Here is a 13,657-nt window from a genome sequence, read left to right as displayed (position 1 = left end):
CGGGCCGCGCCGAAGCCTGGCGGCCATGGCGCGCCTACGCCATTCAGCATCTGTGGACGGAAAAACACGCCGCCCAGTCGGCAAGCGGGTGAAACACGCCCGCCGCGCTACGACACATGCTGCTTCAGGACGCTGCGCAGCCGATTGAAGTCGAATGGCTTTTCCAGCCTCTCGGCAAAGCAGGCGGAGCGGGGATCGGCGTACTCCTCCGGATAGGCGGTCATCGCGATGATGCTGGCGTGCTTGTTGTTGCGGCTTTTCTTGACGAACTCCAGCACGTTATAGCCGCTGCCCTCTCCCAGCTGCATATCCAGCAGAATCGCGTCGAAAGACTGCTGCTGCAGGCGCTGGCAGGCCTCCGTCACCGAACCCGCCATCACGACGGCATAGCCGTCTATGCTCAAACAATCGGCGAAGGGCTCGCGGATGTTTTCATCATCGTCCACCAGCAGCACCGAGCGCTCATTGCCGCCCTCCTGCTGCTGGATATGCACCGGCAGCCTGACGATGAACTCGGTGCCGCAGCCTTCCTCGCTTTTCAATTCGATCTCGCCGCCCAACAGGCAAACCAGCTCCTTTACGATCGCCAGGCCCAAGCCGCTGCTGCCGGGCTTGCGCTGCTTCCCCTGGAAGAACGGCTGGAAGATGCGCGACTGGTAATCGGCGGGAATCCCGATTCCGGTATCGCCCACCTTGATTTCCAGGCTATTGAATCCCCTGATGCCATTCACCCGGGCGCTGACCGAAACGTGTCCATGGTCGGTATAGCGGATGGCGTTGGCCAGCAGATTGCCGACAATCTGGCGCAGCCGGTTGCCGTCCATTTTGGCCGTCTCCGGCAGGCCGGCCATGGAAAGCTCCAGCTTCAGCCCCTTGCCGTCCAGCTGCACCCGATAGGCGTCCACCACCTCGTTCAGGATCATCGCGATGTCGATATCCTCCGGGTGCAGCCGGAATTTCATATTATTGATGGCGGAAAGATCCATGATGTCGCGCACTTGCGTCAGCAAGTGGGTCATGCTGGCCTTCAAGCGCATCAGATTGGCATGGATCCGGTTGCCCGGCGCCACCTCCAGCTCGATCAGCTCCAGGCAGGCCTGCATGGTCTGCAGCGGCGAGCGGATTTCATGGCTGATGGTGGCCAGGAAAGTGGTCCGGTCCAGTTCCGCCGAGACGGTCGCCTTATGCGCGGCCCTTTCCTTCTCCAGCAAGGCCTGGCGCGAGGCCACGTCGCGGCGGGCGCTGCGATAGCGGGACAGCAGCACCCAGATGATGATGCCGATGCCGCCCCACAAGGCGAACCACAAGGAAAACACCAGCCGCTTGCGCTCCAGATCCTTGTTGCGCGCATCGCGGAACGAAACCTCCGACACCCTGGACTGGACCGCGAACTCGGCCAGGCGCGGGCGGATGTCGTCAATCTGGTCGATGTGCGTCTGGGCGGTCTGCCGGCTCAAATGGCCAAGGTTTTCATCGCGGAAGAACGTCTTCAGCACCGCCGAGGTTTCCTGGAAACCTTCGACGGAATTGAGCATGCCATGCAAGGGAGAGGGCGTGACATAGTCCATGAAGCGGCTTTTGGCGATTTCCAGCCAGACATCGGCCTGCTCCGGACGGACCTCGCCGGCCTTCAGCCGCACCAGCTCCGCGCGCGACCGCTCCAGAGCGATCTGCAGCTGCGCGACCGACCAGTACAGATCCTCGCTGCGCCCCTCGAACTTTTTGACCGCGGCATAACGGTCAATCGCGATATAGGCGCTGATGGAAACCAATAAAAACACCAGCCAGAATACCGGAGACAGCCTTCCGGACAACCAGGCCGGCTTCTTGATCACGCTGCTTTCGCCATCTGCCATTTTTCTCGCGCCAGGATAAGCATCAATACACCACGATGCGGTTGACCTGCCAGATCAGTTTCGCGTCCAGCAATGGTCCTCTTTCCGCCGCCGGCATGTCCGGCAGCGGATACATCAGCCAAAGAGGCCCGCGGTCCTTGATTTCCAGCCGCTTGTTGTTGATCGACCGGGCCAGAATCACATTGTATTTTTCCAACTCGTCGCGGTTCAGCGTATAGGCGTAATCATTCAAGGCGAACAGCTTCACCCGCGAACCGCTCGCGCCGACCGTTTTCAAGACATCGTCGATCAACGGGCCGGAAAAGGTGGACTCAGGCGTCCAGCTGGTCTTGGTGACGATCGAGTGCTGCTTGAGGGCACGCAGATCGCTTTCCCTGAACTCGTATATTCTACTTTTCTTATTTGTCAGTTTCGCAATGCTGCCGGATACCGTCAGTATCACCGGGTCAGGCTCTGCGCAAACCATTCCACTGAGCAACAGAACGCCGAAAAACACACCGAACCATCTGTGCGACATGGAATCCTTTCAATACGCAGCCATCGCAATGCGCATGGTTTGTTGGCACACCGACCAGCCGGACGCAATATCAGCGGGCTGCGCGCCAATAAAAACTGGATAAAACCAAACCGGACAGGACAAACGATTATTGCGCCGACAGCCCGTATCTTATTCCAGAATCCGGCAAAATTGGCTTTAAACCGAGCCATTTTCCATGCCGTGCCATAAATGCCGAAACGCGGCTCGCGGCCCCGCCCGCGCCATCAAGCGCCGCAAACGCGGCCGGAAAAGAAAAAGCCCCGATCGACGGGGCTTTTATCATTCATGGCCATCCGCAACAGCCTGGACTCATTTCGATGCAGAATGTTTTTAACAAACACAAAGCATTGAAAATAAAGACATTATCAGATTGTTTATTGCAAAAGTGTACCTAAGCGTGTACCTAAAATGCAGCGCACCTGCCAAGGAACCGCTGATCTAATCAGCGATTTGATCTCAAGCCATCTCCAGCCCTGATTTGGGAGACGACTACGCATATTAGCGGCTCGCATTTCCCTGTCTAACCCGCCTGCCCCTCTCGGCAGGCGGACTTGCCCCTCAGGCGACCTGGAGCCGCCCGCGCAGCATGTACAGATTGGCCAGCCCCACCAGCATGTTCACCTGCGCCGCATTCTTCGCCAGACCACGGTATCGCACCTTGGTGTAGCCCAACTGTCGCTTGATCACTCGGAACACATGTTCCACCCGCGCCCGAATGCTGGATTGCTTGCGGTTCTTCTTGCGCTGACTGGAGGACAGTTTGCAGGCATGTGAGCTTTTGTCCTGCACGCACCAGCGCAGGCCCATCGCGCGGGCACCACGTTTGTAGTCCTGGCTGGCATAGCCAGCGTCGCCGAACACCACCTCATCCCCTTCACGCAACAGCTTGGGTAACTCGGCAATATCGGGCCGGTTGGCCGCCGTTACCGTCACACTGTGCACCACGCCGGAGTTCACATCCGTGCCCACATGCACTTTCATACCGAAGTACCACTGCCGGTTCTTCATGGTCTGATGCATCTCCGGGTCGCGACGGCCAGCCGCATTCTTGGTGGAGCTAGGGGTGTGGATGATGGTGGCGTCCACCATGCTGCCGCGCGAGACAGTCATGCCTTTGGCCTGCAGGTGGGTGTTGATGCGAGCCCGCAGTGTCGCCGGCAGATCATGTTTCTCCAACAGGTGGCGAAAGTTGAGGATGGTGGTTTCATCCGGCAGCGCGTCGGTAACGCAGGCAAAGCCGGCAAAACGACGCCCGCTGTCGATTTCGTACAGCGCGTCCTCCATCTGGCGGTCGGAGAAGTTGAACCACTGCGGCAGGCAGTAGATGCGGAACATGCTGGCCAGCGGCATGGGCTGGCGGCCACGCCGCCCGGCCTTGGGGTAGTGCGGTTCGATGCAGGCGAGCAAGTCGGCCCACGGTACGACAGTTTCCATTTCCGCCAGGAAGAGTTCGCGTCGGGTCTGACGCTTCTTGTTGCAGTACTCCAGTTCGGCAAAAGAGGTTTGCTGATGCATGGTGGCGCCCTGGCGATGGTGGTTGCGGCATTCTCGCATGATGGGGGATTTGATCAGCGGTTCCCCAATAATCGACATTTTTCCGTAGTCACCGCGTCGTCACATCAATCGGCGGCGACCCCATCGTCACGGTGATGATGTACCGCCGGCAGTCCAAGAAGCGCAACTTAAAAAACTGCCAAGGAATAATTTTTGGACCAAGCTCAACTTGATTAGACTCAAGACGGCACGAAGATCGGTAGCCTTTGAAGGGATCGAATTGTTTGTTTAACTTGTTGAATTTATTTTGTTCTACTTTTTGCACTTATTCCGGCATCCCCGACAGGAATCGAATTGATTTCAAAGGTAATTGTTTTTAAATTGATTTTGTTGTATTTTTTATTCAAAGTACCCCCACAAATACCCCCTGGACAATTTTTGCGGGCTGCCATGGCCATTTTCTACCCTCCGCGGTCATTCGGATAACTGTTCGAGAGATGGTGGCTTCTAAATCTCAGAACGGGCTGTCGGCTGATTGCCTGTTAATTATGATGTCGGGATCTGCTGTGGGTTGTGGTATGCGAGAGCTTGACGCCCGTTAGCTAGCCTTCCGTGCGGACCCGATTGCCGTTTTATATGGGCACAATTATCTATTACGGCGTGTCAATAATGACCGAAGGAGCATGGGTCGCACGCTTTATTTCGTCGATAAATTTTGATAAGTCGACTCTAAATGATGGTATATATTCAAACTTACCATCGAGTGTACGGATCTTAGCCTCACCTGTTCGATTATCAATATATGCTTTACGTCTGGGGCCAAATTTCTCAATCTGACGTTGACCAAACTCACTCCATCGCTGTTCTAATGATGCAAGATTGTACTCTGCGCTTGATTTGCAATTCAGATCGAAAAATAGTTCAACATACAAAAATATTTTTGCATAAATATTCTGGTCCCTTGGTTGTTGAGCACCAGTCTTCCCACGCACGACAGAAAATAACTCTAATCCTGTGTTGGCACGGTCAAAATTTTCAAGCATATTTAAATCGATATCGGAGAATTGGTTCTTTTTGAATAGCCGGCGCTCTGAGCCTTTGTCTATTTTTCCATTTGCTGCATAGTAAATTCGCCAAAAAAGATTTCTCTCGATAATTTTCTTAGGGTCGACATATCCATCGTTTATGCCTGTAGAAAATTCCCCACGCTTTCTTTCATAAAGCAAGCCATATCGTTCAAAGACGAGTTGCTGAACCTTTATATGAAATTGCTCATTTGCAAATCTATCTGCGTTTATGACGGGGGTTTGTTTGTTTGTTGCGTTTGATATTTCGTCGATTAGCTCAAGCTTCGAGGTGTGCGATTCGTTATCGAATACAGTTATGACTTTCAGTAAAACCTCTTTGTTTCTGAAAATGTCTTCCGCTTTTTCTGGATTTTCACTCAATATTCTGCTTAGAGTGAATGATGTCTGCCCGCCGTTTATGATTTGGGGATTTTTTATCCAAAGTTGCGCTTTATTCTTTTGTCCAATCTTTTCGTTGATGTTCGTCTCGTCGGAAAGCATTGTGATGCCATTATTGAAGAGAGAGAATTCGTTGGTGTCGGATTGAAGAATGGTATCGCGAATTGACTCGTTTACTGTATGGCCCTCAAATTCCAAATAGCTTCTCGGGTTGTACTTAAGTATGGAGTTTCTGTACTTATCCATCAGTCTCGCTACTTCAATTGTGGGGACAAATAGAGCCGTTATTTCGCATTCTCCATATTTGGTAGAAACGTTATAGCTGATCTTGCTTCCGGCATTTTTATTTGAAAGATCAATCGGAATTACAATATCTAACGCAGTATAATAGGTTCCTGTTATTACTGGGAATACGAGCTGCTCGTACGTTTTCTCAAAATTGAAGACCTCTGCTGCGTAGCCGCCTGTGAGCTTCATTAAGCGAGATGGTGTAATGTTCTTGAGATTGGCGAGGATTGCAATCCTGTATGAAAACCGACCGACATCGGGGAGTGATGATATCTCTCGCTGGAGTTGTTTAATTTTCCCATTATACTCTTGCCCTGCATCGTCAATGGTCTCTCCTTCCATAATCCGAGAGATGTCCATCATGAGCAATTCTTCAAGCTCAATTTCTTTTGATTCGAAATTATTTTCATTTATTCTAAATTTAGATTGGATGAAGTAGATCGTCTTTGCGTCGGTGTCAATATGATACCCATCGATACCACCATCCCCGCTAGCATCAGTTATTGTTCGCTCACGTATCGAGAAATCTGATATCCCGAACATTACCTTCATGTATAGGTGAATGAATGCTCTGGCTCTTGCCTGATTAATCTTTTCGATGTCAGTGTGGGGTGGGCGATATCGGGATGATTGCTGAGAGGGTGCTTCATTTCGAATCTGGTCAAGAATGCGAATCAGAGTTTCATATTTCATTTTTCAAGAGCCCAATTGTTGAATTTTCTTTGGTGGTATTTTATGTGGAAGAGTTGCCTGATTTTAGCCAGGTAAACTTAGTGAAAACACTAACGACAAAGAAGCAACGTTAAAACAATAGTTCAAGGCTGCCTGAATGCACGACCATTCTGGCCGATTGGCAGCTATGGGATTACCGGGTCGGACAATCGAATGGCTGTGCGGCAATGTAGATCGATGACGCCCCATGGTCTCAATGATCAATGGTAAACCGAAGTTTTCTCGCCGCCCAGCCAGGCACACACACCTAAAATCCCCCTGAAACCGTGGATTGCACCCTAAGTACTTGTCCTGCAATGGATTTTCATCCACGGTTTGTCCACCACCTCTCCCCCTGATTCCGTGGGTGTTCCAGAAACCTCAATAAAATCAATGCGATGAAGGGAAGGGCGAATCCACCATTTCCACCATACTGGCCGGCAAACCCGTGGATTAATTTTTAAGCAGCTCTCCGAAACCGTGGATGGCCCCTGCCTTCCCTTTTCACTGCTTTCCTTCTCTATCTCTTTGTTTTTTATAAAAGAAGAAGAGAAGAAGTGAAGAGAATCCGTAAAACTACGATGTGGAAGAATCGGGGCAAACCGTGGAAGTGGGAGGCGAAACCGTGGATTTCAGAGGGCAAACCGTGGATGGGTTGTTCTCAACAATCAATGACTTAGGTGATGAAGAGGGGCCAATCCACGGAATTTTTTCACATCCTCCCACACCCAATGGCGCGGAAACCGGGGATTTCCGGCCGTTCCCGTTGGTTGTTGCGTGTCAATGTCATATTTGATGTAGGGAAGGGTTTGCTGTCGCGCAGTTTGAACGGGGCAAAGCGTGACAGCCCACACAAGGCGGGCTGTCGAAGGGGCGCGGCGGGCGGATTTGGGTTTAGGGCTGGACGTCCGGCGCGGCGTAGAGGCCCAGCTTTTCCAGCTGCGCCAGGCTGATGGCGGTCAGATGGCCCTGGCGGCGGCCGTGGATGGTCTTCTCGACGCCATCGGCCAGCACCACCGGGCTTTGCAGCAGCTGGTTCTTGAAGATGCGGCCGGTCTTCACCGGCAGCGCGTCGAACTTGGCGCGCAGATGCGGCGCGGTGGAGAGATGGTCCATCACATGGTTCGGCCGGATGAATAGCGCCATTTCGGTGTGGCCGTCGGCATGCTTCACCCGGTCCCAGCAGTGCGGGTAGTCGTAGCGCCTGGCCTCCAGCTCGGACAGCAGGATTTCCATGATCCACACCCAGGGCAGGCGGCTGCCGTCGGTGTCCACGATGTGGCTGTTCATCTCGGCCAGCAGGTCTTCGATGAAGCCGCCTTGCTGCGGGTCGAGGTCGGCGAACTCGCACAGCAAGGCCCAGCTGCACAGCAGGGCGGCGTAGTTCTCCATCATCCGCCGCGCGGTGGCGTCGCCGGCCGGGGCGCGGCTGTGCCGCTCGCACACGCCCAGGTAGTGGCGATGCAGATCGCGCAGCCGGGCCGGCTCGACGTCGGCCAGGAACTGCAGCCAGGGCCACAGCGGGAACACCGGCAGATCATGCGGAATGATCGCCCCTTGCCGCTCTTTCGACAGGCTGCTGCGGCACAGCTTGGATTGCAGGCTTTGCGCGTCCACCTCTTCGCCGGCCAGCAGCACCGGCGCGCACATCAGATAAGGCGTCAGGCTGGCGCCGACGCGGGTGAACTCAAAGCGATAGGTCGATTGCAGCAGCGCGTCGATGTCCGACAGCACCGTCTTGGGCAGCTTGGAGAATTCATCCCAGCCCACCGGCTGAGAAGTGAACGACACCGACGCGCGGCGGCGGTGGTCGGTTTTCAGCATCTGGCCGGACAGCACCTGAAACGCCAAGGTCGTCTGCAGGCTCTCCAGCAGCTTGGACTTGCCCGATCCCTTCTCGGCCTGCATCTGGAAGTGCGGATAGTAGCCGAGCAGGTTTTTCAGATGGGTGCCCAAGCCCCAGACCAGCACGATGGCGGCCGCATTGTCGCGGAAGGTGTCCTGATACGCCTGAATCACCGTGCGCGCCTGCTGCTGCGTGCCGCGCGGGAAGGTCAGGTTGTAATAGAGGCATTGCTTCTGCGGCTCGATGAAATAGCAGTCTTGCCCCTCCTGCGCCGCCAGCGCGCCGGCCTTCCACGACAGGCCGACGAAGTTGACCACATCGCGCGCGCCCAGGTCGGCGGCCCGCTCCATCAGATTGACCAGGCGCTGGAACTGCGCCGGCTTCCAGATCGCGCCGAAACGCCCCTTCCACCATTCCAGGTTGTACAGCTTGTCGTCGGTGGCCACTTCTCGATGCAATACCGTGCCATGCCGCGCCAGCTGGGCGCTGATGCCGAACACGGTTTCCGGCTGATGGTCGGCCGCGCCGCTGATGGTGGCCAAGTGGCTCTGAATGCGCAGCCGCGACAGGCTGGCCACGCGGAAGGAGCATAGATCGCCCAGGGTTTCCGAACGCTTGCCGTCGTCGTCGGTTTTGAACTCGTCCACATATTGGGTGAAGTCCTCCTTCACCCGGAAGCGCCAGTACACCGCGAAGTCATGGCCCGGCAGCTGCACCCGCCGCGTGCCTTCCAGCCGCTCGCCGCCGCCCGGCATGCCCGGCACCAGCCACGGCTCCAGCTTGCGCAAGCGCGCGGTCAGCACGTCCTTGCCATGGCGCTGCAGCACATCGTTGATGTCCTCGCCTTCGTCCCATTCCTGCATGTCCACCAGCAAATGGCCGATGTCGGCGGCAATCAGCTTCTCCGACAGCTTCCAGGCGGCGGCCAGGCCCGGCCGCAAGCCGGTGGCCGGGTTGACCGGGTCGCTGTGGTCCAGCGCCACTAGCACCCGCTTGCCGCGCAAGGCGGTCCAGTCGATGCTGTCCACGTTGCCGACGCCGCGCAGCGCCAGCGCCGCCACATCGGATGATGCGCAGCACTCCACCGACAAGGCATTGATCGGACTTTCCACGATCACCACCATCCGCGCCCGCTTCAGCCGCGCCGGATCGCTGCACCAGCCATGGCCCTCGCGTTCGCCCTGGCATTGGGCTTTGACCCCGCCATTCAGGGCCGGATCGACATAGCGCAGATCCACCGCTACCAGCCGGCCGCCGCTGCGAACCAGAAAGGCGACGGCCGCGCCGCCGTGGCCGACTTCGCCAGCGGCCACCTTGGCGCTGTGCCAATCGTTCCAGCCCAGCGTCTTGCATTGGATGGCGCGGCGAATCACCGCCTCGTCTATGCCCCGGCCGGCCAGGTAGGGAATCACTCCCTCCGCCTTGGCCAGGCAGCGTTCGCCGATATAGTCCAGCGTGGACTTGCGCGCCGGTTCAGCCCTTTCTTTCATCGCCGGTTTCGGTTGCGGCATGCCGTACCAGTCGCCCAGCAGCTGGGCCGCCGCCAGCGGGCTGGCCAGCTCCGGCCGGCAGAACTGCACCAGGTCGATGCAGCTGCCGCCGGCGTCGCCGCTCCAGTCCTTCCAGCCGCGGCCGTCGGCGAAGATCGACAGCGAGGCGCTGCTGTCCGGGTGGTGCGGGCTGTGATAGTTGCCCTTGCCCTGGCGCTTCAGGCCCAGCCGGGCCGCCAGGTCGTGCAAGTCGATGTTGTCCTTCAGTTGGTCGAACCACTGGCCAAGCGCCGTTTGCGAACCGCCAGACAAGCCGGGGGCGTCTCGCCCGGTGCGCGGGAGAGGGTTTCTTGCGTTCATGGTCTTGTCCTTAGAGCAGTTGGCCGATGTCGGCGCTGGCGTCGATGACTTGCTGCTGCAACGGAGCCAGCAGCCCAGCCAGGCGCTGCGCCGGCAGCGGTTGGCCCTCGGCGCAATCCAGCAGCTCGACCAGGCCTTGCAGGCCGTCGCCGGTACGCGCCAGGCGCGACACGCCGGCGCTGACGGTGTGTTCGATGCCCTGGCACAGGCTAGCCAGCTGGTGCAGCGGCTCGCGCAAGGCGGCATGTTCGGGCGAGTTGGCCAGCAACTGCAGTTGGGCCAATTGATGATGGACGGCGGACAGCGCCAGCGGCGCGAGAATAGGCAGGGCGTTCATGCGATCACCTCCACGGCGAAACCGGCGGCGGTGCGATGGAACACGGCGCGTTGACCCTGAGCCACTAGCAAAGCGGCGAGCGCGCGCGCTTCGGCCTCGTTGGGCAATGTGGAAATCGGGCGGGTAGTGTGCGGAAATAGGGCGCGGAGAGTGCGCAGGGTGATGCCAGGCATGGGGTGCCTCCTTAGTGAGATTCGACCCACCATCCCGAGACCAATCGGGGGTGGCAGGCATATGGCGGGATTGGTCTACCGGCACTAAGGAACCGGCGCGTGCAAGCACGCTCCCACCACTGCCCGCCATAAAAAGAGACGCACCAATGGTGTGAAACGGACGTAAAAAATGCCGCAATAGGCGGCTGTCCGCCTTAGTGTTCAGGAGACCAATCCCGGTCGCGCTATTGAACGCGACAAGGTAATGGTGCGGGAATCGGGCGGGACTGTCAAGCATGTGATTCACATATTGGATTTGAGCGGTGCATTTCATACGGATATAATGGGTGTTAGATGGTTTGAATTATGGTGATGGAATCAAGGCCCTGGCAGGGGCCTTTTTATTTGAGGGTTTTATGTTTGGCGATTTTGATTGTCCCAAATGCAATAGCAAAGGCACTATAAAGGTTCGGACTAGCCGTAAAGTTACTAATAAATATACCGAATATTATGTGAGGTGCAAAAATTGCGGCGATAAGGGTAAAGCGGTTTTTTCTATCGAATCTTCAGTTTGGCCAAGTAATTTTTGGACTGAAGAAGATATTCGACGGGAATTTAAGCCGTGGCAGGTTGTGGAGCATATATTCGAGATTAAATCCATATATGAAGAACGATCTGAGGGCGCAAAGGCTAAAATTGCAAGGCTAAATGCGGAACTTAAGGCGGCAAAGGCAGAGGCCATAAAAATAGAACGAACCTATGATTTGTTGCTGGATATTGCCCATGAAGCCAGTGCCAAACAGAGAATCTGAAGCGTCAAAACGGCCCGCCCTAAAGCGGGCCATTTCTTTTACTTCAACACGGTATGGCGGATGCGGCCCTGGCCAGTGGTCAGCGCCAGGGCGGGCGCATTGGCCAGCCCCGGCAACTGGCGCAACTGCTCCAGCGGAATCGCCATCCCGCCCTTGATCGGCTGCGCCAAGGTGCGCGGATCGCCCTCCAAGGTCTTGTACTGGTGGCAGCAGTCGTCGTTGCTGCAGTTGTAGTAAATCTCCTTGCTGGTGGCGCTCATCATCCGGCTGGTGCGGACCCGCGACATAGCGCCGCACAGGGGGCAGAGGAAAGCCATCTCGCGTCCTTTAGCAGTCGGTGTGTTGGGGAATGTCGCTCAGCGTGCGTTTGCGGTGGCTGAAGCCCGGCTGGTCGCGCTCGGCGTTGCCGCAGCCCTCGCAGACTTTGCCGGTGTTGCGCTCCACCCGCACCGCCTTGTCGTCCCATAGCTCGATCATGTCGCGGTCTTTGAGGTGGGTGACTTCCAGGCCGGCCAGGCCGTTGCGGCTCAGCCAGTCCTTGACCTTGCCGATCTGGTTCGGGTCGGCGGCGCGGGCGGTAAAAATCCGCACCTCGTAATCCCCCTCATTCAGCCAGGCTTTGACCCGGTTCATCATCGCTTCCACCGGCTGGCCTATCATGCCGAAATTGCCGTGGCTCACTTGCGCCAGCGTGCCGTCCAGGTCCACACCAATCCATTTAGTCATCTTGTTCATCCCGGTTCTGTTTATCGCTTATTGATTGGCGGCTTCCAGCGCCTGGCGACGCTCGGCAAAGGCTGCTTTCTGCTTGTTGTACTTGCAGGGGCTCAGGCCTCGGGCCTCCTCCAGGCCATGCGCCCAGGGCACGGCTTGATGGACCGAGTCGGCGTGATGGTCGTACTGGTAGCTCGACAAGCGCCGCGTCAGCTGGGTATTGAATTCCGACAGCGCGGCGGCTTGGGCGCTTTCAAAGCCCAGCTGTCGCCAGGTGGCAAACTGGCCTTCGCGCAGCAAGCCATCCTCATGCATGGCCAGCGCCTTGAGCAGCGGCTCCAGCTGGGTGGCCTGATCCAGCAAGCCGGCGGTGTAGACCTGCAGCGCGTATTGGCGTTTCTCCACATAGTCGCGGCCGATACCCAGCATCGCCAGCGCGGCCTCGTCGCGGTCCAGCTCCAGTTCGGCCAGGAAGGTGCGGTAGTCTTCGGCCTCGCTGTAGGCGGCGCGCTCCTCGGAGCGCAAGTCCTGCATTTGCTTGGAGGGCTGGCCCATCATTTCGCGCAGCAGCGCCCGGGCTTTGCCGCGCAGGGTCTTGGCCTTTTGCTCGGCGTCGTCGGCCGCCTGCTGTTGCTTGGCGAACAGCTCGGCTTTGCTCTGGTGGTCTTGCTGGGCTTGCTGATAGCTGGCGAACAGCTGTTTGCAGATATCCAGTTGTTCGCACAGGTAGGCATTGCGTTTCGGGTCGGTCAGGTGCATGGGGAGGTTCCTTGTGGGTTAGGGTTGACGGGCGGCGATGCGCTCGGACATCCAGCCTTCGATCTCGGAGGACAGCCAGGCCACGCTCTTGCCGCCCAAGGACACCGGGGCCGGGAAGTGGCCGCGCTTGATGGCGTCGTACACCGACGAGCGGGACAGGCCGCAGGTGGTGATGACTTCCGGCAGTCGCAGAAAGCGCAGCGGCTGGGAGGGAGAGGGGGCAACAGCATTCATGTTTGGCGTCCTTGTCGTCTTGTCTGGATAGCAGGGGATGCAGCCGGATACGTCGGTCAGCGGGGCCAGTATCCAGCAAAAAACAAATGCTGTTTTGGGGCGGTGTTGTGTGGGATCGCCACACAAAAACGAAACTTTTGGAGCTGAAAAAACGCCGTTTCGGCTATTGACGGGCAGAAAGTTTCGTGAAGCGTTTGATGGGAGGCGAGGGGTGAAAACAGGCAAATGGACGGCGTCGGACGCAGCTGGACGGCGCGGGAGGGATGCGAGCGGATCGAGGAAATGAAGAAGGAAGGACTACATGGCCAGGCGCTGGCGGCCGGCGTTGAGACTGCATGCGCAGAGTGCATGAAAACGCATGAGTTTGCAGAGGGGTGCAGACGTGAACAAAGCCCGGTGGCGCGGGCTTTGGGCGGGTTCATGCGGTTGCATGATTAGCGGCACATGAAGCGCGGGGGCGAGGCGGGGCTTCGAGGGCGCGCGCCGGGGGGCGGTGGTAAAACATAGGGCATACAGGCGCACAAACGGGCAGTATTGAGCGACAGCGCACTGCGGCAAGCCAAACCAGTCAAATGGGGCAAGTGCGCCTACAGTGGATTT

General features: G+C 57.1%; 13 protein-coding genes. 1 reads left to right on the top strand and 12 read right to left on the bottom strand.

What is annotated here, in order from left to right:
- Positions 1-107: 107 nt before the first annotated feature.
- From BI344_RS05360 to BI344_RS24560, 8 genes are all read right to left on the bottom strand, one after another.
- Complete coding sequence (locus BI344_RS05360) at positions 108-1,856, bottom strand: ATP-binding response regulator (protein ID WP_071111876.1); 1,749 nt, start codon at positions 1,854-1,856, stop codon at positions 108-110.
- A gap of 22 nt (positions 1,857-1,878) precedes the next feature.
- Positions 1,879-2,352 carry a putative pterin-binding protein gene (locus BI344_RS05355; protein ID WP_158021035.1) on the bottom strand — a complete coding sequence of 158 codons (474 nt, stop codon included), beginning with the start codon at positions 2,350-2,352 and terminating at the stop codon, positions 1,879-1,881.
- Positions 2,353-2,952: 600 nt separating this feature from the next.
- The gene (locus tag BI344_RS05350) at positions 2,953-3,909 is read right to left on the bottom strand and encodes an IS5 family transposase (protein WP_071112081.1); all 957 of its coding nucleotides are present in this window, start codon (positions 3,907-3,909) and stop codon (positions 2,953-2,955) included.
- Between the two features lie 281 nt (positions 3,910-4,190).
- A complete protein-coding gene (locus BI344_RS24310; protein WP_158021034.1) occupies positions 4,191-4,340 on the bottom strand; it encodes a hypothetical protein in 150 nt (49 codons plus the stop codon).
- A gap of 201 nt (positions 4,341-4,541) precedes the next feature.
- Positions 4,542-6,335, bottom strand: a complete 1,794-nt coding sequence (locus BI344_RS05345) for an AIPR family protein (protein ID WP_083370077.1) — start codon at positions 6,333-6,335, stop codon at positions 4,542-4,544.
- Between the two features lie 912 nt (positions 6,336-7,247).
- Positions 7,248-10,049 carry a toprim domain-containing protein gene (locus tag BI344_RS05340; protein WP_083370076.1) on the bottom strand — a complete coding sequence of 934 codons (2,802 nt, stop codon included), beginning with the start codon at positions 10,047-10,049 and terminating at the stop codon, positions 7,248-7,250.
- A gap of 10 nt (positions 10,050-10,059) precedes the next feature.
- Positions 10,060-10,386 (bottom strand): DUF1484 family protein, encoded by a 327-nt coding sequence (locus tag BI344_RS05335; RefSeq protein ID WP_071111872.1) that lies wholly within the window; start codon positions 10,384-10,386, stop codon positions 10,060-10,062.
- A complete protein-coding gene (locus BI344_RS24560) occupies positions 10,383-10,559 on the bottom strand; it encodes a hypothetical protein (RefSeq protein WP_193430955.1) in 177 nt (58 codons plus the stop codon). Before BI344_RS24560 ends, BI344_RS05335 begins: the two co-directional genes overlap by 4 nt.
- Before the next feature lie 326 nt (positions 10,560-10,885).
- Here BI344_RS24560 and BI344_RS23710 point away from each other — a divergent pair, with 326 nt between their 5' ends.
- Positions 10,886-11,350, top strand: coding sequence for an ogr/Delta-like zinc finger family protein (locus tag BI344_RS23710; RefSeq protein ID WP_139166893.1), 465 nt, complete (start codon positions 10,886-10,888; stop codon positions 11,348-11,350).
- Between the two features lie 38 nt (positions 11,351-11,388).
- On the opposite strand, the gene BI344_RS05330 is transcribed toward BI344_RS23710, so the two are convergent.
- The 4 genes from BI344_RS05330 to BI344_RS05315 are packed head-to-tail and all read right to left on the bottom strand — an operon-like array spanning position 11,389 to position 13,057.
- Positions 11,389-11,667, bottom strand: a complete 279-nt coding sequence (locus tag BI344_RS05330; RefSeq protein ID WP_083370075.1) for an Ogr/Delta-like zinc finger protein — start codon at positions 11,665-11,667, stop codon at positions 11,389-11,391.
- A 10-nt stretch (positions 11,668-11,677) separates the two neighbouring features.
- Entirely contained in the window at positions 11,678-12,076 is a 399-nt protein-coding gene (locus tag BI344_RS05325) for a hypothetical protein (protein ID WP_193430954.1), read from the bottom strand.
- Between the two features lie 27 nt (positions 12,077-12,103).
- Positions 12,104-12,823, bottom strand: coding sequence for a hypothetical protein (locus BI344_RS05320; RefSeq protein WP_071111869.1), 720 nt, complete (start codon positions 12,821-12,823; stop codon positions 12,104-12,106).
- An 18-nt stretch (positions 12,824-12,841) separates the two neighbouring features.
- The gene (locus BI344_RS05315; protein ID WP_071111351.1) at positions 12,842-13,057 is read right to left on the bottom strand and encodes a helix-turn-helix transcriptional regulator; all 216 of its coding nucleotides are present in this window, start codon (positions 13,055-13,057) and stop codon (positions 12,842-12,844) included.
- Between the last annotated feature and the right edge of the window lie 600 nt (positions 13,058-13,657).

This window comes from Chromobacterium sphagni (genome assembly GCF_001855555.1).
GTDB classification, from domain to species: Bacteria; Pseudomonadota; Gammaproteobacteria; order Burkholderiales; family Chromobacteriaceae; genus Chromobacterium; species Chromobacterium sphagni.
Note: the sequence above shows the minus strand (reverse complement) of the source record. Positions and strands in the feature narration are given on the sequence as shown.

Coding starts and splice junctions, on each gene's coding strand:
- BI344_RS05345 (WP_083370077.1), bottom strand. CDS start 6,335: ATGAAATATGAAACTCTGATTCGCATTCTTGACCAGATTCGAAATGAA.
- BI344_RS05335 (WP_071111872.1), bottom strand. CDS start 10,386: ATGAACGCCCTGCCTATTCTCGCGCCGCTGGCGCTGTCCGCCGTCCAT.
- BI344_RS05350 (WP_071112081.1), bottom strand. CDS start 3,909: ATGCATCAGCAAACCTCTTTTGCCGAACTGGAGTACTGCAACAAGAAG.
- BI344_RS05330 (WP_083370075.1), bottom strand. CDS start 11,667: ATGGCTTTCCTCTGCCCCCTGTGCGGCGCTATGTCGCGGGTCCGCACC.
- BI344_RS05320 (WP_071111869.1), bottom strand. CDS start 12,823: ATGCACCTGACCGACCCGAAACGCAATGCCTACCTGTGCGAACAACTG.
- BI344_RS24560 (WP_193430955.1), bottom strand. CDS start 10,559: ATGCCTGGCATCACCCTGCGCACTCTCCGCGCCCTATTTCCGCACACT.
- BI344_RS05360 (WP_071111876.1), bottom strand. CDS start 1,856: ATGGCAGATGGCGAAAGCAGCGTGATCAAGAAGCCGGCCTGGTTGTCC.
- BI344_RS24310 (WP_158021034.1), bottom strand. CDS start 4,340: ATGGCAGCCCGCAAAAATTGTCCAGGGGGTATTTGTGGGGGTACTTTG.
- BI344_RS05315 (WP_071111351.1), bottom strand. CDS start 13,057: ATGAATGCTGTTGCCCCCTCTCCCTCCCAGCCGCTGCGCTTTCTGCGA.
- BI344_RS05340 (WP_083370076.1), bottom strand. CDS start 10,049: ATGAACGCAAGAAACCCTCTCCCGCGCACCGGGCGAGACGCCCCCGGC.
- BI344_RS05325 (WP_193430954.1), bottom strand. CDS start 12,076: ATGACTAAATGGATTGGTGTGGACCTGGACGGCACGCTGGCGCAAGTG.